Here is a 26,473-nt window from a genome sequence, read left to right as displayed (position 1 = left end):
CTTTTACATGGTAGCTATAAAGAACATACAACGTGTTTACTTCATTGGTATAGGCGGCATTGGCATGAGCGCCATTGCCCGCTACTTCAATGAGAACGGCGCGTCCGTAAGTGGTTATGACCGTACTGAAACAAGCCTCACCCAGCAACTGGTAACGGAGGGCATGCACATTCACTACACAGACGATGTGCAGGCCATCGACCGTGAGGCACAGGTAGTCGTGTACACACCGGCCATCCCCGCCAGCCATGCAGAGCTGAACTGGTACCGTGACAATGGCTACACCGTGGTGAAACGCAGTGACATCCTGCAGGCCATCACCAATGAAATGTATGCCATCACCATTGCAGGCACCCACGGCAAGACCACCGTAAGTACCATGACCGCCCACATCCTGCGGCACACGGGCTATGGCTGTAATGCTTTCCTGGGGGGTATCGCTGTAAACTATGACCGTAACTTCTGGAGCAGCGACCGCCAGGTAGCCGTGATAGAAGCCGATGAATATGACCGCTCTTTCCTGAAATTGAACCCGGACATTGCCGTGCTCACGGCCATGGACCCGGATCACCTGGACATCTACGGAACACCGGAAGCGATGGAAGAAGCGTTCATCCAGTACACGCACAACATTAAGCCTAACGGTACTTTGATTGTCAAGTACGGCTTAAAGCGCGATGCAGACCTGGACACCCCCAACAAGATCACGTACAACCTGTACAACGACCAGGCAAATATTTATGCCACCAACGTACAGGGATCTGCAGGCGGCTATCATTTTGATGTGGTGGAAGAATCGTGGAAAATTGAAGATGTGCGCCTGAACATAGGCGGCCTGCATAACGTAGAAAACGCCCTGGTGGCCATTTCCGTGGCGTACCTCCTGGGCATAGACGCGGAGAAGATCAAGGCAGCCGTAGCTGATTTCAAAGGGATACGCCGCCGTTTTGAATACGTGGTGCGCCACGACGATAAAGTGTACATTGATGACTACGCACACCACCCGGAAGAGCTGAGGGCCCTGATCACCAGCGCCAAAGCGCTTTTCCCGGGCATGAAGTGTACGGTGATCTTCCAGCCGCATTTGTTTTCCCGTACCCGGGACCTGGCGGACGGATTTGCCGAAGTACTTTCCCTGGCGGATGAAGTAGTACTGCTACCCATCTACCCCGCCCGCGAACTGCCGATGGAAGGCGTAACCAGCCAGATGATAGCAGACCGGATGACAAATAAAAATGTACGGGTACTGGAAAAAGCAGCGCTGCTGGAATGGCTGCCCGCCCACGCCTCTCCCCTGCTGATCACCGCAGGTGCGGGGGACATAGACTTGCTGAAAGGGCGCATCGCGGAGATCGTTAATGGTTAAGGCAATGGGTTAATCGTGAGCGATTGAAACAGGAGGATACAAAGGGGCGCTCAACGGCGCACCACGATTAACAATGAACATTTAACAATTAACCTTCATTACAATGGAGCCAAGAACAAAAAAAGCACTGCGTCGCATGGGAATTGCTTTCCTGTGGCTGGTGGCGTTCGTAGGTTTCATTGTGCTGGTGGTGGCCGCAAAAAGAGATAAGAAAAGCGCCCGTTGTAAAAGTGTGCAGGTGCAGATCGTTGGAACAGCCAACAATGCGTTCCTCAACGAAAAAGATCTGAAAAACCTGGTAACAGGCAATCCGCATAACAACCCGGTAGGCTTGCTGGTAACGGAAGTGAACCTGGCCGCACTGGAAAAAACAGTGGCCGCCAATCCCTGGGTGAAAGCAGCAGACCTGTACGTGGACGATAATGATGTGGTAAACATCCGCGTATCACTGAAAGAACCGGTGGCCCGTGTGTTTACGGTGAGTGGCAATACCTTTTATCTTGATAAGGACCTGGGACATATCCCGGTGTCTGCCAGGTACGCTGCCAAGGTGCCGGTATTTACCAACTTTCCCACAGCCGCTGCAAAGCTCACGCATGCAGACAGTGTGCTGGCGGCGCAGGTAGTGGCCATTGGCAGTTATATCCAGCAGGATGAGTTCTGGACGGCGCAGATAGCACAGGTGGATATTACGCCGGATTATAAATTTAACATGACGCCTACCCTGGGCGACCAGGTGATCGCACTGGGGGATGGCAACGACATAGAAAAAAAATTTGACAAGCTGCTCGCATTTTACAAGCAGGGGTTGAATAAGGTGGGATGGAACAATTACACCGTGATCAACCTGGCGTTTGAAAATGAAGTAGTGTGCACGCGCAAAGATGGTGGCAGTAATGTGAAGGTACTGGCTCCGCCGGTGTTTGACAGCATCCATGCGGACATATCCGGTGATGACGCCACCAGTGATGATGATGCAGACGACAGCAGCCACGCACCCCCAAATGCTACGGCCAGTGCCGCAGCCGCTCCGGAAAAGCCGAAGCCCGCTGCACACGCACCTGCTGCAGTGCATCATAATGATCCTGGAAAGCCGCAAGGAGGTAAAAGGCCCAAAGCCGTGTACCCCGGCGGCAAATCACATTCTTAAAACGACTTAAAACAACATAACGCCATGAATCAGGAAGCTCCCATCATTGTAGGTCTCGATATTGGAACTACGAAGATTGCTGCCATTGCAGGAAGAAAGAACGAATACGGTAAACTCGAGATCCTCGGTTTCGGGAAAGCTCCGTCGTTCGGCGTGCAGCACGGCATGGTATTGAACATCGACCAAACGATCAAAGCCATCCGCCAGGCTTTGGAAAACTGTATTGCTTCCAACCCCGACCTGGAAATTAACGAAGTATATGTAGGCATTGCCGGCCACCACATCAAAAGCCTGCAAACCCGTGGTGATATAGTGCGTAACGATACCGATGCAGAGATCTCCCAGCTGGATATTGACCAGCTGATCAACGACCAGTACAAAACCGTGATCCCCGCCAGTGACCAGATCATTGACGTGATCCCGCAGCAGTACATCGTAGATAGCCTGCAGAACATCACCTACCCCATCGGTATGTCTGGTGTAAAGGTGGGAGCCAACTTCCATATCATCACCGGCGATAAGAACGCCATCCGCAACATTAACCGCAGCGTGGAAAAGTCCGGCCTGAAGATCCATGACCTGGTACTGCAACCACTGGCCTCTGCTGCTGCCGTGATGTGCGATATGGATTTTGAAGCTGGTGTGGCCATCGTAGACATTGGCGGCGGTACCACAGACCTGGCCGTGTTTTACGAAGGCATCCTGAAAAGCACCGCGGTGATCCCTTACGGTGGTGAAAATATTACCAATGACATCAAGAACGGCCTGGGTGTGCTGAAAACACAGGCAGAGCAGATGAAGGTGCAGTTTGGCTACGCCCTCGCAGATGAAGCCAAGAACAACGCTTTCATCACCATCCCCGGCCTGCGAGGCCAGGCACCAAAGGAGATCTCTGTGCGCAACCTGGCCCACATCATCCAGGCGCGCATGAGCGAGATCATGGACTTTGTGGTGTACCACCTGAAGCAGATCGGTATGGACAACAAAATGCTTAATGGTGGCATTATCCTTACTGGTGGCGGCTCCCAGCTGAAGCACCTCATCCAGCTTACAGAATATACCACGGGTGTAAGTGCACGCATTGGCTATCCCAATGAGCACCTGGCCAGCGGCCACCTGGACGAGCTTACCAAACCAATGTATGCTACCTGTATTGGTCTTATCCTGAAAGGCTATAACGATTATGAAAATGATCGCCGCGCACTGGAGGAGAATTTCATTAAGATCAATACCAGCTATAAAGCCAAGGAACAAGCCGCCGCGGCAGCCGCCATGGCCGAAGCAGCCGCAATCACCAGCACCACCACCGAAGAGCAGGTGACTGAAGAGCAGGTAATGGAGCGCAAAGTGAAAGAACGGAACGCATCCCTCAAATCCTTCCTGGACAAGATGAAAACAAAGATCATCGACATGTTCACCGAAGAAGAGGACGCGAAATTTTAATTAAGAATTGTTGAATTGTTAAAGGGTAAAAAGTAAAGTGTGTAACGTGAAATGTTAAAGTTGAAGACCGCGGAAAACAAGATGCGCGATCTGGCGTTAACACTCAAAGGGAATGGCTTAATTGTTGTGCACTGATCTGATTTTTCAAAGGACAATTTAACAACACTGCTCATTATTCAAATACAGCATCAAAGCCCCTTTGGGCATTAAACACGATACTACTAACAAACCCATAAAAGAGAAAGAGTCATGATACATTTTGATCTTCCAAAAGAAAAGTCTTCCATCATCAAGGTGATCGGCATTGGCGGTGGCGGGAGCAATGCGGTGAATCATATGTACAACCAGCGCATTGAAGGGGTGAACTTTATTATTTGCAACACCGACGCCCAGGCCATCGCAAACAGTCCTGTGCCTAACAAGGTGCAGCTGGGACCGCACCTGACGCAGGGGCTTGGCGCGGGCGCCAATCCCAAGATCGGTGAGCAGGCAACAGAAGAATCTTTTGAGGAGATCAAAAAGATCCTCGAAGTAAATACAAAGATGGCCTTTATTACAGCCGGCATGGGCGGCGGCACCGGTACCGGTGGCGCGCCTATCATTGCCAAGATCTGTAAGGAACTGGGCATCCTCACCGTAGGCATTGTAACCACGCCCTTCTCGTACGAAGGCAAGAAGCGCATGGCACAGGCAGATGACGGTGTGAACCGCCTGAAGGAATATGTGGATACGCTCCTCATCATCTCCAACGATAAACTGCGCCAGAAGTTTGGTGACCTGAAATTCAAGGCCGCTTTTGAAAAGGCAGATAACATCCTGGCCACCGCTGCGAAATGTATCACGGATGTGATCAACTCCACCGGCCAGATCAACGTGGACTTTGCAGACGTTTGCACCGTCATGCGTAACGGGGGCGTGGCCATCCTTGGCGCTGCCACCGCAGAAGGTGAAAACCGTGCCCAGAAAGCGATTGAAGATGCACTGACCTCCCCCCTGCTGAATGATAACGACATCCGTGGTGCCAAGTGGATCCTGCTCAATATCTCTTCTTCCGAAGGTGAATTTGAGCACACCCTTGATGAAATGGACATCATCCAGGCATATGTACAAAGCCAGGCCGGCGAAGACTGCGATGTGATCCTCGGTGTGGGCTATGACGCTACCCTGGACCGCAAACTGGGCGTTACCATCATTGCCACCGGCTTTGAGCAAAATCCCATCAGCCAGCAGTTCCCGCAGCGCAGTAACGACGGACAGCCCGTTACGCCCGTCCACACCGCCGCCACCATACAGGAAGTACAGCCCGAGCCCCAGAAGATCGTAATGACACTGGGTGGCGAAGGGGAAGAACATAAGATGACCCAGAACAAGCAAACACAGATGTTCACCGAGCAGGATGCCATGGCACCCCGCCTGGTAGAGCCCGTGGCGCAGCAGCCTGTGTCCCAGCCTTTCTACCCTGTACAACCGGTAGCGGTAAACCCTGTGCAGCGCTACAACATGGACATTGAGCCCATCCCTAATGTAGTGCCGCCCACGCAGCACGTATCTGTAACACCGCCCACCAGCACCGGCAACGGCGCTTATGTAGGAGGCTTTACACCCAAACCCGGCCATACTTACATTGCCCCCGCGGATGCAAATCCTGCAGACGATGAGCCGCGCATGGAAATGGTGTTCCGCGATGAAACGCCCGCAGCGCCCCAGCAGCCACAGTTTCCCACGCCTCCCGCAGATGACATCCAGGACGAGCAGAAACGCAAACAGGCAGAGCGTGTGGCAAAGCTGCGCAGCATCAGCTTTAATGTAAAGAACATGGAAAACAACCAGGAAATAGAGAACGTACCTGCTTACATCCGCCGCAACGTGGACCTGCAGAACGGCACCGCAAATGCCGGCGATTTCTATTCCAACTATACGGTAAATAACCAGGCCGAGATCAATACCATTAATACTTTTCTCGACGGTAAAAAACCCGATTGATAACAACGCGCAGGCGTAGCATCAATGTTTCTTTTTTGAGTAATTTTTAGTTGTGTTAGTAGTCCCCCTGGTTTACACCGGGGGGATTTTTATTTGTGTAGCATTCCTTACAAGAACCAACCATCCGCGCAGGGAGAAAGGCCAGGGCCCTAAAGTCCCGCCAGGGCTCTATCCGCCCCAAAAAAAGCGGGCCATCTCCGGCCCGCTCTCACGATATCGCTTATACGTTTATTTTTAAATATTATTCCGCACCCGCTTCAGCTGCACATTTGTCACCGGCGCCACCACCAGCGGGTATTTCTCAATGGTTACGTAGCTGGAATCCAATCCAAAGCCACGCTCCTCTGAAAGACTTATTTTCTTCAGGAAGAAATAAGCCCGCATGATCAGCCGCTCATACAGTGGCAGGTCATTATCATGCGACAGGAATTTCTCCATAACGATGAACTGGAAATCCCCCATCACGTTGTTCTTGCTCAGGGACTCATAGCGGCTCACGATGTTCACTTCCTTATTACGTACCATGTCTTCCACCACCATGCGGAACATGAGGTTAATGCGCTGTTCCACGCGGAAGCCCAGGCGGAACTCCACGCGGATCACTTCATTGGGAATGATGGTCTGCACAGAGTATTCACAGAGATAAGGCTCATCCACCACATCCACGTGCACAAACCAGTACAGGTCTGCACGCTTGGGTTTCTTATTGAGGATGGAGTAGATCACCTTATGCTCAATTTCCTTCGGGTTATCGGCGCTACTCATGTACACCAGGTGGGTGGCATATTTGGGGATCGTGGTATCGTTGCTAAGCTCCTGCAAAATGGGCAGGTAATCTTCCAGCTTCACAAACTCCACGTAGCGGTTCTTGATCTTGCGGGAGCGGAACCATACCATCATGACCAGGAACAGGGCGCCGGCAACCACTACGGTTACATAACCACCGTGCATGAATTTCACGAGGTTGGCAAACAGGAAGGAGAATTCTACCACGAAGTAGACCACCAGGTAAAGCCAGATCCAGATCAGGCGCACGCGCCGCGTGTACATATAAAAGGCAAACAGGCAGGAGGTCATCAACATACAGATGGTGATAGACAGGCCATAAGCGGCTTCCATGCGGCCGGATTCCTGGAATATCAGTACAATGGCCACGCAGCCTACAAACAGCATGAGGTTAATGCCGGGGATGTACAGCTGGCCACGCATTTCAGTGGGATAGTTGATCTTAAGCTTGGGCCACAGGTTAAGGCGCATGGCTTCAGAGATCAAAGTAAATGAGCCGGAGATCAGCGCCTGCGATGCGATCACGGAGGCCATGGTGGCAATCACCACGCCGTAGATCACAAACCATCCTGGCATGATCTGGAAGAAAGGATTCGTATCGCTGCCTATCACCTCACCGCGGTGGGTGAGCAACCAGGCACCCTGGCCCAGGTAGTTAAGCAGCAGGCAGGTTTTTACAAATACCCAGGATACGCGGATATTGCCACGGCCACAGTGCCCCAGGTCCGAATACAGCGCTTCCGCACCGGTAGTGCACAGGAACACGGCGCCCAGGATGAGGAACCCTTTGGGATAAGTGGTAAGCAATTCTATTGCGTAGTGCGGGCTGAATGCTTTGAAAATAGACCAGTCGTCTGTAACGTGCGAAAGCCCCAATACCCCCAGCATGGCAAACCAGATGATCATGATAGGACCAAAAAGCTTACCGATGGATTTGGTACCGAATTGCTGCATTACAAAGAGCACGATGATAATGCCCAATACGATCTTTACAATAGTGATCTGGCTGAGGTCTGCAAATACATTGAGTGTACGGAGACCTTCTATTGCAGAAGTAACGGTGATCGGGGGAGTGATAATGCCGTCTGCCAGCAGGGCGGCGCCGCCTATCATACAGAAAATAACCGTCCACTTGGCGTGTCGCCGGACGAGGGCGTACAGGGAAAAGATACCCCCTTCCCCTTTGTTATCTGCCTTCAGGGTCAGTATCACGTACTTGATGGTGGTTTGGAGGGTGAGGGTCCAGAAAATGCAGGACACCCCGCCAATCACCAGCAGGTCGCTAACAGGGTTATTCCCAATAATGGCTTTGAAAACGTAGAGTGGAGAAGTACCGATATCGCCGTAGATAATGCCGAGTGCAATGATAAGGCCGGCGAAGGAGACCTTGTTTAAGTTCTTTACCACGATTTGAAGTATCTAAGAAACGTCAAAATTACAGGTTTTTGCGGAAATACAATGGGGCCTACCATGTTTAGGGTGCGCCATTGCGGCCATTGATCTTATTATAGCCCATTACATGTGTTTTAATTGCCAAAACCCAGCAAATACAAGCGTTCTCCAGTATTTTTTAAGCAGATTTTAAGCTGGTATCACACAAAAATGAGGCCTGGAAACGGCCGGGGGGAAGGGATTTGCACATTCCTGGTCTGCTAATGATTTAGCAAAAATGGCAGTGTTAATTTTTGGAGGCACAATCTCATTTACCTAAAAAAGAAAAGTCCCGCCTTGCGGCAGGACTTTTCAATATGATTAGCTTTCTGCTAAGATTAGTTAGCGGGAGCCAGGTCTACGGTGTTAGAATCACCAGCAGTGTTCTGCTTGATGAAGCGACCGCGGTCGATACCTTGCTTATCAGCCAGGTAGTCGATGATAGCGTCTACACGACGGCTGCTCAGGTCTACACCACCTTTCTTGCCTTTAGCACCAGCGTGGCCGGTAACCAGTACATTACAAGTGGGGTTAGATTTCAGGGTAGCAGCTACGCTGGCCAGGATAGCCTGTGCATCGTTAGATACCTTGGTAGCAGAACCTTTGAAAGATACGGAGGGCAGTACCAGGCTAGAGCAGGTAGCTTTCGGCTGGATGTTCTTGCAGCACTCAGGATCCGGGCATTTACCAACACCATCAGCGTCAACAGGAGCGCAGTAGGTCGGAGTGATCAGTTCCTTGTCTTTGTAGTCAGGAACACCGTCACCGTCAGTATCACGAGCTACACCGTGAACGTCAACAGGAGCACCTGCAGGCGTGTTCGGTTCGCGGTCGAACTGGTCGGTTACGCCGTCACCGTCAGCATCAGGCAGAACGGGAGTAGGCAGTTTCATGTGACGGGGAGCATTCAGCTCGCTGTAAGCGTATTCCAGCGGGTTGATCCACCAGAGGGGCTCAACACGTTTGCTGGGGTTGCCCAGGTTGAAGTTGAAGCGTACGTTGGTGTAAGAATAGAAGTCCTTGGTTGCACCGCCGGGACCAGCATAACCGTCCAGGTAAGCGGTGAAAGGCATGGTAACTTTCTCTTCAATACCGATGTTGAAGCGTTTAGAAACTTTGAAAGCTACACCAGTACCCAGGTCCAGTGCGTGACGCAGCAGTTGGTTGTCGTTATGACGGCCCAGGGACAGACGGTTACCTTCAGAAGGTGCGTTCTGTTCGTAGTCGCCATCACGGATGTCCTTCACAGCTTTACGGATGTCGCTACGCTTGCCGTTGAAGTTAACACCGGAATAATCGTAGATAGCACCGTTACCGTTCAGGGCGTCCACGTCAACGTCTGCAGACAGGATGGAGTAACCAGCCAGTACATACCAGTTGATCTTGGGCTGTGCTCTGTAGAACATAATGTTGTTCAGAGACATCAGCACGTCCAGAGACAGCTGGTGTGTTTGCGTTTTGTAGTTCGGAACGTAGATGTTGTTAGCGCCGTAAGCAGCCCAGGGGTTTGCACCACCACCTGCCGGAACAGGGTTAACAGAGTTTCTGTGTGCTCTGTAATCCTGGCCTTTATCGATAGAACCAGTGTATTCAGCGCGCAGCGAGAAGGTGTGACCCAGTGCTTTTCTGATAGAGATACCACCACCGAAGCCAGGCTGGGGAGGAATAGTACCATCGATCAGGCTCAGACCACCATGCAGACCCAATTCCCATTGGTTTCTGGGCTTAGAGGGGAAATTTGATTCGTGGTTGAGGAAAGAGTTTTCCTGCGCTTGGTTCTTGGAGGATACTTTAGTTGAATCCAGGGGATCATAGCCGGTGGGCTTAACTTGCGCAAAGGCCGAAGAGGCCGCCAGCATAGTGGCCGCTCCCGCCAGTAATAAGTACTTTTTGCTTGCCATAATTGTTTTCTATTTAAAAACTGTTAAAAATTTACTAATAACCCGTTTTTTTTACCCAGCAAAGGTAAAAATCATAAGTGAATATACAAATTTTTATTGCAATATTATTTTCATTGATAAGTGCTTCAATACTAGCCTATAAACACAACGCCACTGCGGTAAAACAAGCACATAACTGCAAATGTGGGGCCAATTTGCCTAAATGTGGCATTTTAAACCTAGCTTAGCATTCCCTTTTCACAAGCATACATGGAAGACATTAAACGATTGATCAGAAAGGAATTGCAAGACTTCGAAGTAAAGTTTGCCGACGCCGTAAAGAGCCACGTGCCCTTACTTGACCGGATCATGCATTACATCGTGAAGCGCAAAGGTAAGCAGATACGGCCGATGTTTGTGCTTTTATCCGCAAAGATGTTTCAACAAGATATCCAGGAAGGTACTTACCGCGCCGCTGCCCTCGTTGAATTACTGCACACCGCCACCCTTGTACATGATGATGTGGTGGACGATGCCAACGAAAGACGCGGATTCTTCTCTATTAACGCTTTATGGAAGAATAAGGTTGCAGTACTGGTAGGAGATTATTTATTATCCAAAGGCCTGCTCCTCTCCCTCAATAACCACGATTACCGCACCTTGCAGATCCTCTCCGAAGCTGTAAAGGAAATGAGCGAAGGGGAACTGCTCCAGTTTGAAAAGACCCGTAAACTGGACATCAAGGAAGATATCTACTTTGAGATCATCCGCCGCAAAACGGCCTCCCTCCTGGCCTCTGCCTGTGCCGCCGGCGCCTGGAGCGCCAGCGGCGATGACACCGTGACGGAGAAAATGCGCCTCTTTGGTGAAAAAGTAGGCATCGCATTCCAGATCAAGGACGACCTGTTTGACTACGGGTCCGATAACGTAGGCAAACCCACCGGCATAGACATCCGCGAAAAGAAAATGACACTGCCGCTCATTTACACCCTGCAACACGCTTCCCAGGAAACCCGCCGCCACATCATTTATATAGTAAAGAACCAAAACACCGACAAAGACAAGGTGAATGAGGTGATCAGCATGGTGAAATCTGCCGGCGGTATTGAATACGCCCACGAACAAATGCTGCGCTACCGCGATGAAGCCCTGGCCATCCTGCATAGCCTCCCAGACAGCGACATCCGGCAAGGACTCGAACAGCTGGTCCGCTTTACCACGGATCGCAAATTCTAGATTTAATTCACTAAATTGTTAGATGGATAAGTTGATAGATGGATAGCCTTATAATAGAGGCTCCTGCCATTTATTTAGTTTAACCGCCGGTAAAAGGCCTGTTTAACAGTAATGGTGCGGTAATCAACGATCTATCAATTTGCGATCTAACTATTTAACAATACGGCAATTTAACAACAACTATTTGATGCAGAAACGGTGGACAGTAAAGCGATATCAGCACAAGGCGGAGCAGGCACTGCAAAACGCCTTGAAGGTCCACCCGCTCCTTTGCAGACTGCTGGTGCAGCGCGGCGTTACTACCTTTGACCAGGCGCGCCTCTTTTTCCGGCCCACCCTGGCCGACCTGCACGATCCATGGCTGATGAAGGACATGGACAAAGCCATTGCCCGTATTGCAGACGCCATCCACCACGGGGAAAAGATCCTGGTGTACGGCGATTATGACGTAGACGGCACCACCGCTGTGGCAACCGTGTACGCATTTCTACAGGACTTCTACAAAAACATAGAATTTTACGTTCCGCACCGCTACCGCGAAGGTTACGGCATTTCCCTCACCGGCGTGGAATACGCCAGGGAAAACGATTTCTCACTGGTGATAGCGCTGGACTGCGGTATTAAATCAGTGGAGCTGATCACCTACGCCAAGGAACATGGCATAGATTTCATCATTTGCGACCACCACCTGCCCGATGCCATCCTGCCCCCGGCGGTGGCCATCCTCAACCCGAAACAGGACGACTGCCCTTATCCTTACAAAGAACTCAGTGGCTGTGGCATTGGCTTTAAACTGATCTGCGCCATGGCACAGCGCCGCCAGATGCCCATGGAAAAGGCCTACGCCTACCTGGACCTGGTGGCCACCAGCATTGCGGCAGATATTGTGCCCATGACCGGCGAGAACAGGGTGCTCACCTTCCATGGCCTGGTGAAAGTGAACACCAACCCGTTACCCGGCATCAAGGCCCTCATTGAATTGAGTAAGCTCAAAGACAAACTGACCATTGCCAACCTGGTATTTGTAATAGCCCCCCGCGTAAATGCGGCAGGCCGCATGGACGATGCCCGTAAAGCGGTAAACCTCTTCATTGAAACCGATGAAGCGGCCGCAGAAGCCATTGCTGCACAACTGCATGCAGACAATGATGACCGCAAAGCACAGGACGACTCTGTGACCCGGGAAGCCGTGGCCCTCATCCAGGATGAGATCCTCCTCAACCAGAAAAAATCAACGGTGCTCTACCAGCCCCACTGGCACAAAGGTGTAGTGGGCATTGTAGCCTCCCGCCTTATTGATAAATATTATTACCGGCCCACCATCATCCTCACGCAAAGCAATGATAAGGTGGCCGGCTCCGCGCGCTCCGTGAGCGGCTTTAATGTATATGAAGCCATCCACCAGTGCAAAGACCTGCTTGAAAATTACGGGGGCCACTTTTACGCCGCCGGCATGACCCTGAAGCCGGAAAACGTGGAAGCCTTCCGCCAGCGCTTTGAAGAAGTGGTATCCAGCAGCATAGACCCGGACCTGCTTACCCCCGAAATAGTGATAGATACGGAACTGAATTTCAGTGACATTACCCCCAAGTTTTTCAATATCCTCGACCAGTTTGAGCCCCTGGGACCAGACAATCTCCGGGCCGTGTTCATGGCCAGGCAGGTGTTTGACACCGGGTATTCCAGGATCGTGAAAGATGAGCATATCAAGTTCTCTGTGCGCCAGGGGCGCAATGGAGTGGTGTTATCCGGCATTGGTTTTTTTATGGCGGAAAAGTTTCCCTGCATTAGTACCACCCGCCCTTTCGACATGGTGTTCACCGTGGAAAAAAACGAGTGGCAGGGCAATACCAGCCTGCAACTCAAAGTGATCGACATCCGTCCCTCCCGTTAATAAAAAACCCACGCTTCCAGGTGGAAACGTGGGCTATGCAATAGGGCCTCTAGTGATTAAGGCTTCTTCTGCGCGAGCATCCAGGTATACAGATCCGCGCTTGCATATGCTTTCGTCCAGGCGTCATGTCCGCCGGTAGGATTTTCCGTGTATTGTACATTGCCCCCGGCGGCCTTCAGCGCAGCCACCATCATGCGGGAGTTTTGCACCGCCACCGTGGGATCATCAGCGTTATGGAAATCCCACACCGGCACATTCTTAAGCACCTTCACCTGCGAGCTGTCGCCACCGCCGGAGATAGGCACAAGGGCTGCAAACCATTTGGGATGGGAAATAGCCAGGGTCCAGGTGCCGTAGCCGCCCATACTTAAACCGGTGAGATAAATACGGGAAGTATCCACATGGTATTGTTTAATGATCTGCTGGTAAAACTGCACCAGGGCATCATTGTTCCACCAGTTTGCATGCGCCTGTGGCGCAATAACGATGAAAGGTTTGCCAGGTGCCACTTTGCACAATCCCACACTTTTCAGGATGCTGGCATCATACCCCATTTCCCCCACGCCATGCAGGAAGAAAACAAGCGGCCATTTATAGGTCTTCTTATCATTATACCCAGCCGGGATATACTGCAGGTATTGACTCATGTTGCCAACAGGCTGCGGCATGGTGATGATGGAGACACCGGTATCGCGCAGCTGGAAGCTGTCTGCCACGGGAGGTGGTGGTGTTACGGGTTTAGTAGTATCGGAGGGTTTGGAAGGTATTACATCCGTGCCTTGCTTGGTGCAGGCCGTGATGGAAACAGATACAAGGATAGCCAGTATTCCCAAAAGCGGGAAAGCTTTTAACGGTTTTATCATACAAAACTATATAGCGGCAGCTTTATCCACAAAGTTGCTGCAGGATGGAAAGATATGGTTCAAGAGCCAAAACGGTAGGGGTTCCTGAATATTGTGCAGCCCGTCAAAAAAAACAAGCCTGGCCAAATCGCTTGAAAACGTTGCCAGGCTTGAATTTAGCTGTATGTAAATTTCCTTACTGTTTGAGTAACTCCACGCTCCGGTTGATGAACGCAGTAAGATCTGCGCCGGTGAGCAGGCCTTGCGACAACAGCGCCAGGTCTGCCAGGTTTTTCACCAGCTTCTCCTGCTTGCCGGCATCCCCCTGGGCCAGGATGTCCTGGTAAATGGGGTGGTTTCCATTCACTGTCATGTTGATCTCATCCGGCATGTTTGCATACCAGCTCATTCCAGCTCCCCCTACGGCCGCCATGTCTTTCATACGGCGCATGAACTCGGGGCGGGTTACGATCACGGGCTGGGCTTCTGCGCTCAGGCCTTTTATTTCCACTTTGATGTGAGCGGGTTTTACCTGCTCTTCAAAGAGGGATTTCAATTTGGTTTCCTGGTCTGCCAGCAGCACACTGTCCGTTTTTTCAGCGGGATCAATGAGGTTATCGGCAATGTCTGCATCCACACGGGTGAACTGTACATTCTCCCACTTCTGCTCCGCCTGGTTAATGAACGCGGCGTCCACCAGGGTATCCAGTTTCACAACCACGTAACCCTTTGCCTGGGCGGCCTGGATGTAAGCATCCTGCTGCACGGGAGCAGTAGCATACAGGATGATAAGTTTCCCTTCCTTGTTAGTTTGCAGTGCTGTAGCAGCCGTGCGGTATTCTTCCAAAGTGAAGAAGGTAGCGCCATTCACATCCTGGAACAGGTGGAACTTATTGGCCTTGTCCAGGAATTTATCATCGGTCATCATGCCATACTTCACAAAGAGGCTGATGAATTCCCATTTCTCTTCAAACGCCTTGCGGTCTGCACGGAACATTTCATCCAGCTTATCAGCCACTTTGCGGGTAATGTAGCCATTGATCTTTTTCACATTGGGATCGCCCTGGAGATAGCTGCGGCTCACGTTCAGCGGGATGTCCGGGGAGTCTATCACCCCATGCAGCAGCATGAGGAATTCCGGCACAATATCATTTACCTGGTCTGTTACAAATACCTGGTTGGAGTACAGATTGATCTTGTCTTTCTGGATCTCAAAAGACTTGGTGATCTTGGGGAAATACAGGATACCGGTGAGATTGAACGGGTAGTCCACGTTGAGGTGGATCCAGAACAGGGGCGGCTCCCCGAAGGGATACAACTCACGGTAGAAATTTTTGTAGTCTTCATCCGTAAGCTCACTGGGCTTGCGGGTCCAGGCGGGGTGGGTGTTGTTCACCTGGCGGTCTTCAAACATAATGGGCACCGGCAGGAAGCGGCAGAATTTTTCCAGCATGCCACGTACGCGGCCTTCATCCAGGAATTCCTCGCTTTCTTCATTGATGTACATCACGATGTCTGTACCACGGCCGGCGGCACGGGTGGTTTCCTCCAGGGTATATTCCGGGCTGCCATCACACTCCCAGCGTACGGCGGGGGCATCCTGGTAGGACTGCGAAATAATTTCCACCTTGTTGCTCACCATGAAAGAAGAATAGAACCCAAGGCCAAAGTGACCAATAATGTTAGTGCCATCGCCCTGGCCTTTGTATTTATCCAGGAATTCTTCCGCACCGGAAAAGGCTACCTGGTTAATGTATTTATCCACTTCCTGTGCGGTCATGCCCACACCCCGGTCGGAGATGGTGAGTGTTTTCTTTTCTTTATCAATCGCCACACGGATCTCAAGCTCGCCCAGTTCGCCTTTAAATTCGCCTGCGCTGGCCAGTGTTTTCAGCTTTTGCGTGGCATCTACAGCGTTACTTACCAATTCACGGATAAAGATCTCGTGATCGGAATAGAGAAATTTCTTAATGATCGGGAAGATGTTCTCGGTTTGTACCCGGATAGCGCCTTTTTGCATATGGTGTTGAGTAGTTTTTAGAACCTTGATTTTTCAAACGTTGTGCCACGGCTTGCGTTGCTGCCACATTGACAAGTAACCAGAATTTTATCCACATCGTCCTGTTTCATTGTATAATTAAAACCAATCATATAAAAAGCAGGCAAACCCTTACGCATTAAGGATTTCAGCTATCTGACCTGTTAACAATAACTTATTACAGGAGGCTGCTGCAAGGCATGTAATTTTCGGTGTAAATTATATTCAAAATAAACCAAATCTGCATGAAGAGACTTTTACTCCTTTTCTTTTCTTCTACATTAACGGCTACCATGGTAAAAGCGCAGAGCAATCCCGCTCCGCAATCGCTTCCTTACCAGCAAACCTTTGATGCATTGCCCGCCACGAGCACCGTATACCCCGACGGCTGGCAGGGCTGGACCCTGGCCGGTTCTCCTTCCGGCAATTTCAACACCGCGGCCCCCGCGGCAGACAAGGCGCTGGCCACCGGCACCGCCTCCAGCACTGCCAATGGCACGTACAACTACAATGGTAAGCTGGGCTTCCTGAACAGCGGATCGGCGGACATTTCCCTGGTGCTGGCCATCAACACTACCGGGCAGTCTAACATCAGCATGCAATATGACGTGGCCACCCTGCGCAACCCGTATGATGGCGGCAGCAATACGCGCGTCAATGAAGTGATCCTGCAATACCGCGTGGGCACTGCCGGCGCCTTTACCAGTATTTCCGGCACGGAATACCAGAATAACACCACCCAACAAACCACTTCCGGCGTAACCACCCCACAACACTCGGCCACCGAGAGCCTCCTGCTGCCGGTTGCCTGTGAGAACCAGCCGGTGGTGCAACTGCGCTGGGTAAACCGCCAGATCAGCGGTGCCGGCTCCCGGCCCAGTTTTATGGTGGACAACATCAGCGTAGGTGGCGGCGCCCGGGATACTACCCGCCCCTCCATCATTGCGCTGCAACCAGCAGCCGGCGATACTGCCCAGCCCACGGCAAAACCAGCAGTGACCTTCTCTGAAAATATCCAATTGGGTACCGGCAATGCCGTGCTGCACAACCTGACCAGCGGCACCACCCAGGTAATAGCCCTGGGCACGGCCACTGCCAGCATTTCCAATAACCTGCTGACCCTGAATGTTAAATTGTCACCCAACCAGTCGTACTTCCTTACACTGGACAGCAACGCGGTGCAGGACATTTTTGGCAATGCCTTCACCGGCCTTACGGACAGTAGCTGGCACTTTGCCACCGGCCCCCAGGTGACCAGTTTTGATTTCAATACCTGCACGCCTGCAGGCAGCAACCAGCTGGCTGGCGGCTTTACCCAATATGCGGTGACCGGCAACCAGCAATGGGCCTGCTCCACCTTTGGCCAGAACGGCACCAATGGTCTAGAGATCAATGGCTACAGCAGCGGCCCGCAAACCAATGAACAGTGGCTCATCTCCCCGGCTTTTGATCTTACCGGCTATACCTATCCCCTGTTGAGCTTCAACAGTGAAGTAGCCTTTACCGGCCCCTCCCTGCAGCTGGTAGTTTCTACGGACTATGATGGCGTGAGCAACCCGCACACCGCCACCTGGACGCCGGTGAACGGCCGCTTCCCCAACGCAGACCAGGCAAACACCTGGGCACTGTCTACCGGCATCAACCTGGCAGCGTTTAAAGACAGCAGCGTGTACGTGGCATTCATTTACACCTCCTCTCCCACGCTGAATGCGGCCCGCTGGGACATTGACAACTTCAATATTGTAAACAGCGCCACCCCGCCCCCGCCCAGCGTGAGCAACACCACGGCAGGCCTGGCGTTTGACTATGTGAAGGCCGGCAGCGTATCTGCCCCGCAGGCCTTCACGTTCTATGGCAACGACTTTACCGGCCCGCTCACCATTACGGCGCCCGCCGGCTTTAAGGTATCTAAAGACAGCACCACCTTCACCTCCAGCATTACTTACACCCTGGACGAAGTGAATGCCGGCCTGCAGACTGCATTTGCCGAGTTTGCCCCTGCCGCTGCCAATACCAATTATGCAGACAGCCTGCGCTTTATCTCCGCGGGCCTTAACCAGGCCATCACCGGCGTGTCCGGCACTTCCCTCCACTCCCTGAAGGTAGTGAACTGGAACATGGAATGGTTTGGCAGCCCGGTACAGGACCCGGCCAATGACAGCCTGCAACAAGCCAATGCCACGGTGGTCATGAGAAACCTGAATGCAGACATCTTTGCCCTGGCGGAAGTGGTGGATACGGCCCGTATCAATGCCATTGCCAGCCAGCTGGGTTATAAAGTGATCGTATCTGATTTTGGCTCTTATACAGACAGCATTACGGATGTGGACTATCCCTCCGCACAGAAGCTGGCATTTATGTACAAGCCGGAGGTGATCCGCGGCATCCGCAGCTATGGCGTAATGCGCTACAATGCCAGCTCCAGCGCGTATAAGAACTGGTCTTCCGGCCGCTTCCCCTTCTATTTTGAAACAATAGCAAAACTGGATAATGACAGTGCCCGCATTGGTTTCTTCGTGATCCATGCCAAGGCCAATACCGGCACCGCTGCGGATAAGATAGATTCCTACAACCGCCGCCTGAATGGTAACAAGGAGTTCAAGGATACCCTGGACGCCGAGTACCACCACACCAACTTCCTGATCCTGGGCGACTTCAATGATGCGCTGAACAAGACCATCACGGCAGAAATGGCCCCGGATACCACTACTTCCTACATTGATTTCATGAACGATTCCGTGGACTACAAGCCCATCACGCTGCCCCTGGCGCTGGCGGGTAAAAAGTCTACCGTAAGCAATGCCAATGTGATCGACAACGTGATTGCTTCAGAGGAAATGGCCATGTCTTACCTGCCCAACTCTGCCCAGGTGGCGGATTATGTGGCCAGGCTGGTAAGCAGCTATGGCACCACCACCACGGACCACTACCCGGTGATGAGCCGCTACAACCTGCACATCCTGGCCAACCCGGCCCCGGTGACGGATTTTGTAGCCAGGGATAACAATGGTACCATTGACCTGGCCTGGAACACCAGCTACGAGATCAATACCCGCCGCTTTATCGTGGAAAAATCTGCCAACAACCGCGATTTCAACCCGGCAGACACGGTGGCGGCACAGGGCACTACCGCCCTGCCCACGGCGTATACCAGCCAGGACAAACATCCTTACCCGGGCACCAGCTATTACCGCCTTAAAACGGTGCTGCGCGACAGCAGCTTCGCTTACAGCAACGTGCAGTCTGTGACCCTGACGCTGAAGGAGTCCATCTTCCAGCTGCTGTGGTGCCTGCTGGGTCATAACCTGCAGGTCTGGATAGACTGGCCCCAGAAGGGCACCTGCCAGGCTAACCTGCAGCTGATAGACCTGTTTGGCCGCATCCGCTATAACGGACCCGTGACCCTGAACCAGGGCCGTAATACTAAAGTGCTGGATGTCAACAATGTACCGAGCGGCATCTACTTCCTGCGGGTGCAGAGTGGCGCCCAGGTGAAGACCAGCACCATCGTGATTGCCAAATAATTTATCTTTGCCGCCCCTGCGGGGGGCGGCCGGAAAGGCCCGGTACACGGGGGTTTCAGGATATGAAAAGGCCGCTTTCCCTGGGGAGCGGCCTTTTTTTGACAAAAAACGGAGGAAATGGCCTGAAACAGGGAATTTAGCGCGGTTGGAATGGAAGAAAAAACCTATCTTTGCACTCCTTAATTTTTTTAACACCTTTTAAAACAGGGAATTTATGAACTACGAATTGATGGTGATTTTTACCCCTGTGCTGTCTGAGGAGGATTACAAAGCCGCCCAGAAGAAGTTCGTCGATCTGATTGCAGAACTCGGCGGTACTCTCCAGCACGAAAATCCCTGGGGCCTGAAATCACTGGCGTATCCCATCCAGAAGAAAACCACGGGCATGTACCTGGTGCTGGAGTACAGTGCGCCATCCGACCTCAATGAGAAGCTGACGATTCAGCTGAACCGCGACGAAAACGTGTTGCGCTACATGATCACTCACCTGGACAAGTACGCTGTTGAGTACAACAACCGTAAGAGACATGGCGCCAATGCTAATTCTAACACCGTAGAAGCTTAATCATCATGGCAGTAAAACAGAAACAAGAAATCAAGTACTTAACTGCGGTTAAGCAAGAGAAACGTGCAAAGAAATATTGCCGTTTCAAGAAAATGGGGATTAAGTATGTGGACTACAAAGACGGTGAGTTTTTGAAGAAGTTCCTTAACGAGCAGGGCAAAATGCTGCCCCGCCGCATTACAGGCAACTCCCTGAAATTCCAGCGCAAGGTAGCTCAGGCTATCAAGAAAGCACGTCAAATGGCACTGTTGCCTTATGTTACTGATCTTTTAAAGTAATCTCCCATGCAAGTAATCTTAATTCAAGACGTAGATAACCTGGGCCAGCGTAATGAGCTCGTGACCGTAAAAAACGGTTATGCGCGTAACTTCCTGATCCCCCAGAAGTTTGCAGTTGAAGCAAGCCCTTCCAACCTGAAACAGCTGGACGAGCGCGTGAAAGTGCAGAAAGTAAAAGAAGAAAAAATGCTGGCTGAAATCGCGAAAGTGGTGGAAGTCCTGAAGGCTGCTCCTGTGAAGATCGGTGCTAAGACCGGTACTTCCGGCAAGATCTTCGGTAGCGTTACCGGTGTTCAGATTGCCCGCGCAATCAAGGAACAGAAAGGTTATGAGATCGACCGCCGTCGTATCCATATCCTGGATGACGTAAAGGAACTCGGTAGCTACAAAGCACGTATCGATTTCGGTAAAGGCAACGAAGCTGAGCTGGAATTTGAAGTGGTGGCTGAATAAGCTATTGAACTACGATAAAAGAAAACGCCTTCAGAGTGATCTGGAGGCGTTTTTGTTTTATAGCGTGTTGCATGAAAGTTCCAGGTTTCATTTTACAGGCCCCTGGGCGCCGGAAAAACCGGTATCCATTTCCCGATACGGACCTCCTTCTTTCCAAAGTACAATTTCCAAGATCAAAAAGTTGTTTTACCGGACGATCAGAAAATACAGCGATCTGATATTGGAAATTGTGAAGTTGGAAGTTCTAAAAGACCGGTAAACACCAGAGAAGGCCATAGCCCCGCCGATACGGGGAAGACGGTTGCAAGCTGCAACCCGGCCATTTTACCGGAACTCCGGGAGCCGCCGGTGGCGGCGGAGGAAGTGGTATTCATATTTCAAATGGCTGTCTGTACATACCTGGTACTCAAAATATCGTGCCAGTAAACCGGGGCCGTACAGCCGTGTACGTTTATTTAGTTAATTCCCGTATCTTTCGCCCCGGCTTACCCGAGACCATTTTTTATATGTTGAAAACCTATATGCATAGCTGTTGGAGTGGTTTACTGATAACAGTACTGCTGGGCGGCTGCGTTCACCGGCATGCTGATGACAATTCGATCCCGGTACAATCCGGCCGCCTGCCGGTAGATACCGTGGTGATCGGTAAACATACCCTGCTGGCATATACGATCGACAAAGCCACCTTTGACCGCTATCCGCTGCGCCAGGCAGACACCAGCGAAGTGCGGCTGCTGGCCCAGGAAAACGGGCGGGTAAAACGTAAAGGCGATACCCTCATCTTCAACGCCGCAAACGGTCACCGCACCCTGCTCATAGACCAGAACACAGCAGAAACCACCGCAGACTATACCTTTGACGGCAACTTCCCCTTCATCCAGTACTGGGGCACTTCCGTGGCCTACGATGAATCCGGCGGTTACATCCTCATCAGCCAGCAAACCGGCGATACGGTGCATTGCTGGGGGCCACCGGCCGTAGCCCCGGATAAAAAACACCTGATCTGCGGCAGCATGGACCTGATGGCGGGCTTTGTAGACAATGGTTTCCAGATCTTCAGCATCCAGAACGGCAAGCTGAAACTGGACGGGCAAACCGAACTGGAAGGCTGGGGTCCTGGCGATATAAAATGGATAGATAAACACACCATCCTGGTGGAATACATTTACCTGGGCGAAAATTCCAACACGGAAAGCAAATACGTGCAAATGCGCTTGCAATAAAACAGTTTTATCATGAAGCAGTTTTTCCTCCTCCTTGCCTTTGTATTCACTGCTGGCGCGCTGCACGCACAAGGCGCCAAAGCCCCGCTGCAGGACGTTTCCGGCATTACCGCTTCTATCGTGAGCAAACTCACGACTAACCTGGGCCTCACAGACACACAAAAGCCCAGGATCACTACCCTGGTGTCCAACTTCCTTACCCAAAAGGCTGAAATTGCGCCACTACAGGAGTCTAACCCTAACGGGTATACGAAGAAACTGGAAAGCATGCAGCACGGGTTGTTCAACCGTTTTAAAACTTCCCTTAACGCGGACCAATACACGAAATTCCTGGCGCTGAAGCCGCCTACCAATGATATCACCAACGTGCTTTGTAAACTTTTTTACTGAACACACTGCTATAAACAAAACGGGTGCATCGTTCGTGGCGATGCACCCGTTTTGTTTTTGATACCCCGGTTATCAGCTGATCTGTCCATTGACGGGGATCACGGTGGCGTTGATATAATCATTGCTGATCACGGCTTTGATCGCAGCCGCCACTTCTGCGGCCCGGCCTACACGGCCCACACTGATCATGCTGCAGAAGTAATCAAACGTCTGGGCTTTTTGTGCTGCGGGCATGGTATCCCACCAGGGTGTGTCTATCACGCCGGGTGACACAGCATTTACACGCAGTGGCTTCAGCTCCTTGGCCAGGATGGGTACCATGAGCTCCAGGGCGCCATTCACGGCTGCAAGGCCGCTGGTGCTAGGCAATTCTATCATGGAAGAAGAAGCGGTAATAAACGTAACGCTGCCTTTGAGGTAGGGCAAAGCGGCCTGCAATGTATCGAGATGGGGGAAAAATTTTTGCTCAAACCCGGCCCTCAATTCGCTGAGCTGCAGGGTGCGGAATTCACCCCCGCCCTTGCTGCCGCTTACCGCCAGCACCAGGTGGCCTATGTGTCCCAGCTTCTGGAAAAAAGTATCCATGGCAGCGCGGTCTGTGCTGTCCAGCACTGCGGTATTTACTGCCGGCAGCGCGGCTTTCAGCGCATCCAATTTGGCGGCATCACGGCCGGTTACGGTTACGTGGGCGTTGTCCTGCACCAGTGCTTCCACTAATGCCTTGCCTATACCGGAAGAACCTCCGGCTACTACGATCTGTTTGTTTGCGAGTGTAGACATATCATCTTTGTTTCCACAAAATTGCAGCGTAATGGCAGGGGCATTGTTAGCCGGTTTATGCCGGGGATAGACCAAAATATGCTTTCTTGTAATCCAGCGGCGTCTGCCCGGTAGCTTTACGGAAAAAGCGGTTGAACGAGGATGGGTCACTGAAGGAAAGGCGGTAACCAATTTCTGCGGCAGACATGTCTGTGTAACGCAGCAGGGAGCGGGCTTCCTGTAGTTGCATAGCGGCAATCAGGTCTGAAGCGGTTTGGCCTGTGTTGTCTTTGATGGTGCGGTTGAGGTGATTAGGGGTAACGTGCAGCATGCCGGCGTAATCTGCCACCTGGTGATGCGATAAAAAATGCTCACTCACCAACTGGCGGAAACGCCGCACCAGGCGCAGGGCTTCAGAGAGGTGTGCCTCATTGCCCAGGCCCTGGCGGTCATAGCTGCGGCGGCATTCCAGCAGGATAAGGTACACATACATTTTAATGGCTTTTTCCCGGCCCGGCTGGTCGCCGTGCAGCTCTTCATTGATCTTGAGGATGAATGCCTCTATTTGCGCCAGTTCCGCGGCATTGAACTTAAAGAAAGGCACGCCGTTAAAACAAAAGAAAGGGAACTCCACGCCTATCTGCATGGCCGGCACCAGTTCATTGAGAAAGTCTGTTTCAAACAGGAGATAGTAACCAAATGCGTCATCACTGAGATTGGCTTTTGAAAATACCTGGTTGGGGAAGGTAAAGTTCACCGTACCATCTTCATGGTGAAAATGTTCCAGGCCCAGTTGCACATCGCAGGTGCCCCGCATGCTAAGGCCCATGCGGTAAAAGGAGGAACGGATGGGCCCAATGGCCGGTAGCATGCCCCGGTTTGAATACAGCTCAAACCCTGCAATACGGCGGGTTTCCGGCAGGCTGGCGTAGCCAAAATCACCCGGTTGCCCCGGGTCGCGATGGGCATGCAGTGCATTGCGCAGGTTATAAACAGGAATAGCTGCTTTTGCCATAAGTAAGTTGATTATTGCCATGCATTGTGCAGGAAACGCAGCCAGTTGCCGTGCATCACGCCTTCAATGTCTGCGGTGCTGTAACCGCGTTTCAACAGCAGCTCCGGGATCTTCTGCAGGTCAGCGATGGTTTCCAGGTCGTACGGGCACTGTTCTTTGCCGAAGGCACCATCCAGGTCGGAGCCAATACCAATGTGCAGGGCATTGCCGGCCAGCTGGCAGATGTGGTCCATGTGGTCTATTACCTTATCCAGGTTGCAGTCCATTGCTTTGGGATCAGAAACACCGCGTTGCCAGTGGGGCACCATCATCCAGGCATCCATGGCACCGCCTATCACGGCACCGCGGGCTACCAGGGCTTTGATCTGCTCATCGCTGAACTGGCGGTTATGATCTACCAGCGCGCGGCAGTTGTTATGGCTGGCCCACACGTGACCGGAAAAGTGGTCCAGGGCTTCCCAGAAGCTGTCGTCGCACAGGTGGGTGGCATCCAGGATAATGTTGAGGCGCTCCATTTCGCGCAGGAGCGCATGGCCTTTGGGGCCCATGAAACCCGTGGCATCCGTGCCCTGTGCATAGCGCCCGGGCCCGTAATGGGCGGGGCCTACCGCGCGCAGGCCTTTGCGGTACGCATGCTCCAGGTAAGAAACATCCACAATAGAATCCGCGCCCTCCAGGCTGAGGATATAGCCAATGGGTTTGGTCTTGTTATCACCGGGTTGTGACCACAGGTTCAGGTGGGCATCCAGGCCTGCCCGGTCTTTGATCTGCACCATTTCACCGGTGGCTTCCATCGTGTTGTACCAGGTAAGCTGGCCCTGGGTCTGTGCCCAGGCCTGTTCCGGTGAGTGCCACCCGGGCAGCGGGTTGTCTGCCGCTACAAACCGGGCGATCTGTGTGGCCACTACCAGGCCTACATTGCCCTGACGCAGCGCCGGCAGGGATACCACCCCTTTGGCACGGTCCGGCTTATCGGTAAGCCCTTTTTCACGGGTGCGGATGGCTTCTACGGAGAGGCGCAGGTCGCGGTTCCATTCCATGGCGTTCATGCTCAGGTCCAGGTGCGCATCTATTGTAAACATGCAATTGAATTTTTAAGAAACGTTAAATGGTAATACGGCGGTTGCGGGCAACAATGGCCCAACTGTCTGTAATAGTATGCTCTGCCACTACCAGGCCCTCGTTGTGGTCTGCAATGGTAGGACAGATGTGGTGCGGCACCCCGTAAAGCACCGTTCCTACCGGGTATTGCGCAGCATCCTTTACTTTACAGACCAGGTGCTCCTCACTTTGCGACACGGGCTCCGCATCTGCAGCATTGAGAAAATAAATACGGGGCAATGGCATTTCTGCCGCCACTGATTTATGGCCAATGTCTATGGTAATAAGCTCGTCATTCACCTGCGAGATCACCCGCCCCGCCAGTAATGCGGCAAAATCAAACTGTTGCTCGGGAAAATTCCTTTTATACCCCATGTCCCAGCATACAAATGTGCCGGGGCTGCATTCAATGCCTTTCCGCTTTGCATGGATGGGAAAGGTAGGTGTGCCGCCGGCCACGATCACCGGCGCCGGCATGCCCTGCGCTTCAATATCCGCGGCCAGTGCAGCCACCGGTGCAAATGCAGCATTTGTGACCTCCGTACGTATTTGCAGGTCTTCTTCATGAATATGCCCGTCGTACGCGTGCAGCCCTACCGGCACCAGGCCCTGTACCTGGCGCAGCATGCCGTACAATTCCAGTGCTGCCGGCCCGGGTACAATGCCCGTACGGTTCATGCCTACATTGAGATCAAGATATACCGCGATGGGATTGCTGGCCGGGAAGTGTGCGCCGATGGCAATGGCGCTATCCTCATTATCCACCAGGCAGGAAAAACTGGTGTCCGGGAATGCTTCCGCCAGCGCCGCCAGCCTGGCCACTTTGGGGCCTACAGGCTGATAGGCCAGCAATACGTCCGGCGCACCGGCCATGGCCATCATCTCTGCTTCCGCAATGGTGGCACACTTGAACTTGCGGATGCCGCTGTTTAACATCAGCTGCGCAATTTCCAGTGTCTTAAACGTTTTTACGTGTACCCGTAACCGTTGTACATCATCAATGGATGCGATGAGGCGGTCAATGTTGGCTGATATGCGCTCCGGGTAAAAAAGCACGGCGGGTGTATCGTATTGCCCGATGTTGGAGATATGGTACCATTCCATGATGGAAGATTT

20 protein-coding genes are annotated in these 26,473 nt (G+C 52.1%); 12 read left to right on the top strand and 8 right to left on the bottom strand.

Annotated features, from left to right (window positions below):
- Nucleotides 1-7: 7 nt before the first annotated feature.
- The 4 genes from murC to ftsZ all read left to right on the top strand — a co-directional run bounded on the left by murC (nt 8) and on the right by ftsZ (nt 5,942).
- On the top strand, nt 8-1,366 hold the full coding sequence (gene murC / locus DCC81_RS07020) for a UDP-N-acetylmuramate--L-alanine ligase (RefSeq protein WP_108685847.1): 1,359 nt from the start codon (nt 8-10) through the stop codon (nt 1,364-1,366).
- A 103-nt stretch (nt 1,367-1,469) separates the two neighbouring features.
- The gene (locus DCC81_RS07015; RefSeq protein WP_133177582.1) at nt 1,470-2,516 is read left to right on the top strand and encodes a cell division protein FtsQ/DivIB; all 1,047 of its coding nucleotides are present in this window, start codon (nt 1,470-1,472) and stop codon (nt 2,514-2,516) included.
- Between the two features lie 24 nt (nt 2,517-2,540).
- Nucleotides 2,541-3,959, top strand: coding sequence for a cell division protein FtsA (gene ftsA / locus DCC81_RS07010; RefSeq protein ID WP_108685845.1), 1,419 nt, complete (start codon nt 2,541-2,543; stop codon nt 3,957-3,959).
- A 249-nt stretch (nt 3,960-4,208) separates the two neighbouring features.
- Nucleotides 4,209-5,942: a cell division protein FtsZ gene (gene ftsZ, locus DCC81_RS07005; protein ID WP_108685844.1), complete on the top strand. Its 1,734-nt coding sequence runs from the start codon at nt 4,209-4,211 to the stop codon at nt 5,940-5,942.
- A 234-nt stretch (nt 5,943-6,176) separates the two neighbouring features.
- Here ftsZ and DCC81_RS07000 read toward each other — a convergent pair whose 3' ends face one another.
- Complete coding sequence (locus DCC81_RS07000) at nt 6,177-8,135, bottom strand: KUP/HAK/KT family potassium transporter (protein WP_108685843.1); 1,959 nt, start codon at nt 8,133-8,135, stop codon at nt 6,177-6,179.
- A gap of 362 nt (nt 8,136-8,497) precedes the next feature.
- A complete protein-coding gene (locus DCC81_RS06995) occupies nt 8,498-10,060 on the bottom strand; it encodes an OmpA family protein (protein WP_108685842.1) in 1,563 nt (520 codons plus the stop codon).
- A gap of 249 nt (nt 10,061-10,309) precedes the next feature.
- Between DCC81_RS06995 and DCC81_RS06990 the strand changes: the two genes are divergently transcribed.
- Nucleotides 10,310-11,275 (top strand): polyprenyl synthetase family protein, encoded by a 966-nt coding sequence (locus DCC81_RS06990; protein ID WP_108685841.1) that lies wholly within the window; start codon nt 10,310-10,312, stop codon nt 11,273-11,275.
- A 187-nt stretch (nt 11,276-11,462) separates the two neighbouring features.
- Entirely contained in the window at nt 11,463-13,169 is a 1,707-nt protein-coding gene (recJ, locus tag DCC81_RS06985; protein ID WP_108685840.1) for a single-stranded-DNA-specific exonuclease RecJ, read from the top strand.
- A 56-nt stretch (nt 13,170-13,225) separates the two neighbouring features.
- Here recJ and DCC81_RS06980 read toward each other — a convergent pair whose 3' ends face one another.
- Together DCC81_RS06980 and htpG are read right to left on the bottom strand one after the other, a co-directional pair.
- Nucleotides 13,226-14,032 (bottom strand): carboxylesterase family protein, encoded by an 807-nt coding sequence (locus DCC81_RS06980; RefSeq protein WP_108685839.1) that lies wholly within the window; start codon nt 14,030-14,032, stop codon nt 13,226-13,228.
- A 175-nt stretch (nt 14,033-14,207) separates the two neighbouring features.
- A complete protein-coding gene (gene htpG / locus DCC81_RS06975; RefSeq protein WP_108685838.1) occupies nt 14,208-16,031 on the bottom strand; it encodes a molecular chaperone HtpG in 1,824 nt (607 codons plus the stop codon).
- 263 nt (nt 16,032-16,294) lie between these two features.
- Between htpG and DCC81_RS06970 the strand changes: the two genes are divergently transcribed.
- The 6 genes from DCC81_RS06970 (at nt 16,295) to DCC81_RS06940 (ending at nt 22,482) form a co-directional block, all read left to right on the top strand.
- Nucleotides 16,295-19,573: an Ig-like domain-containing protein gene (locus tag DCC81_RS06970; RefSeq protein WP_108685837.1), complete on the top strand. Its 3,279-nt coding sequence runs from the start codon at nt 16,295-16,297 to the stop codon at nt 19,571-19,573.
- 214 nt (nt 19,574-19,787) lie between these two features.
- Nucleotides 19,788-20,138 (top strand): 30S ribosomal protein S6, encoded by a 351-nt coding sequence (rpsF, locus tag DCC81_RS06960; protein ID WP_108685835.1) that lies wholly within the window; start codon nt 19,788-19,790, stop codon nt 20,136-20,138.
- Nucleotides 20,139-20,143: 5 nt separating this feature from the next.
- On the top strand, nt 20,144-20,416 hold the full coding sequence (gene rpsR, locus DCC81_RS06955; RefSeq protein WP_108685834.1) for a 30S ribosomal protein S18: 273 nt from the start codon (nt 20,144-20,146) through the stop codon (nt 20,414-20,416).
- A gap of 6 nt (nt 20,417-20,422) precedes the next feature.
- On the top strand, nt 20,423-20,869 hold the full coding sequence (rplI, locus tag DCC81_RS06950) for a 50S ribosomal protein L9 (protein ID WP_108685833.1): 447 nt from the start codon (nt 20,423-20,425) through the stop codon (nt 20,867-20,869).
- Between the two features lie 521 nt (nt 20,870-21,390).
- Entirely contained in the window at nt 21,391-22,092 is a 702-nt protein-coding gene (locus tag DCC81_RS06945; RefSeq protein ID WP_133177580.1) for a hypothetical protein, read from the top strand.
- Nucleotides 22,093-22,104: 12 nt separating this feature from the next.
- On the top strand, nt 22,105-22,482 hold the full coding sequence (locus tag DCC81_RS06940; protein WP_108685831.1) for a hypothetical protein: 378 nt from the start codon (nt 22,105-22,107) through the stop codon (nt 22,480-22,482).
- Nucleotides 22,483-22,554: 72 nt separating this feature from the next.
- Here DCC81_RS06940 and DCC81_RS06935 read toward each other — a convergent pair whose 3' ends face one another.
- The 4 genes from DCC81_RS06935 to DCC81_RS06920 are packed head-to-tail and all read right to left on the bottom strand — an operon-like array spanning nt 22,555 to nt 26,461.
- On the bottom strand, nt 22,555-23,262 hold the full coding sequence (locus DCC81_RS06935; RefSeq protein WP_108685830.1) for an SDR family oxidoreductase: 708 nt from the start codon (nt 23,260-23,262) through the stop codon (nt 22,555-22,557).
- A gap of 55 nt (nt 23,263-23,317) precedes the next feature.
- Nucleotides 23,318-24,256 (bottom strand): helix-turn-helix domain-containing protein, encoded by a 939-nt coding sequence (locus tag DCC81_RS06930; protein WP_165806464.1) that lies wholly within the window; start codon nt 24,254-24,256, stop codon nt 23,318-23,320.
- Between the two features lie 11 nt (nt 24,257-24,267).
- Nucleotides 24,268-25,338: a dipeptidase gene (locus tag DCC81_RS06925; protein WP_108685828.1), complete on the bottom strand. Its 1,071-nt coding sequence runs from the start codon at nt 25,336-25,338 to the stop codon at nt 24,268-24,270.
- Nucleotides 25,339-25,360: 22 nt separating this feature from the next.
- Nucleotides 25,361-26,461, bottom strand: coding sequence for a D-TA family PLP-dependent enzyme (locus DCC81_RS06920; RefSeq protein ID WP_205686264.1), 1,101 nt, complete (start codon nt 26,459-26,461; stop codon nt 25,361-25,363).
- Nucleotides 26,462-26,473: the final 12 nt, after the last annotated feature.

It is taken from the genome of Chitinophaga parva, from assembly GCF_003071345.1.
GTDB lineage: Bacteria > Bacteroidota > Bacteroidia > Chitinophagales > Chitinophagaceae > Chitinophaga > Chitinophaga parva.
The sequence above is the reverse complement of the archived record's forward strand: the minus strand, read 5'-3'. Positions and strand labels throughout refer to the sequence as shown.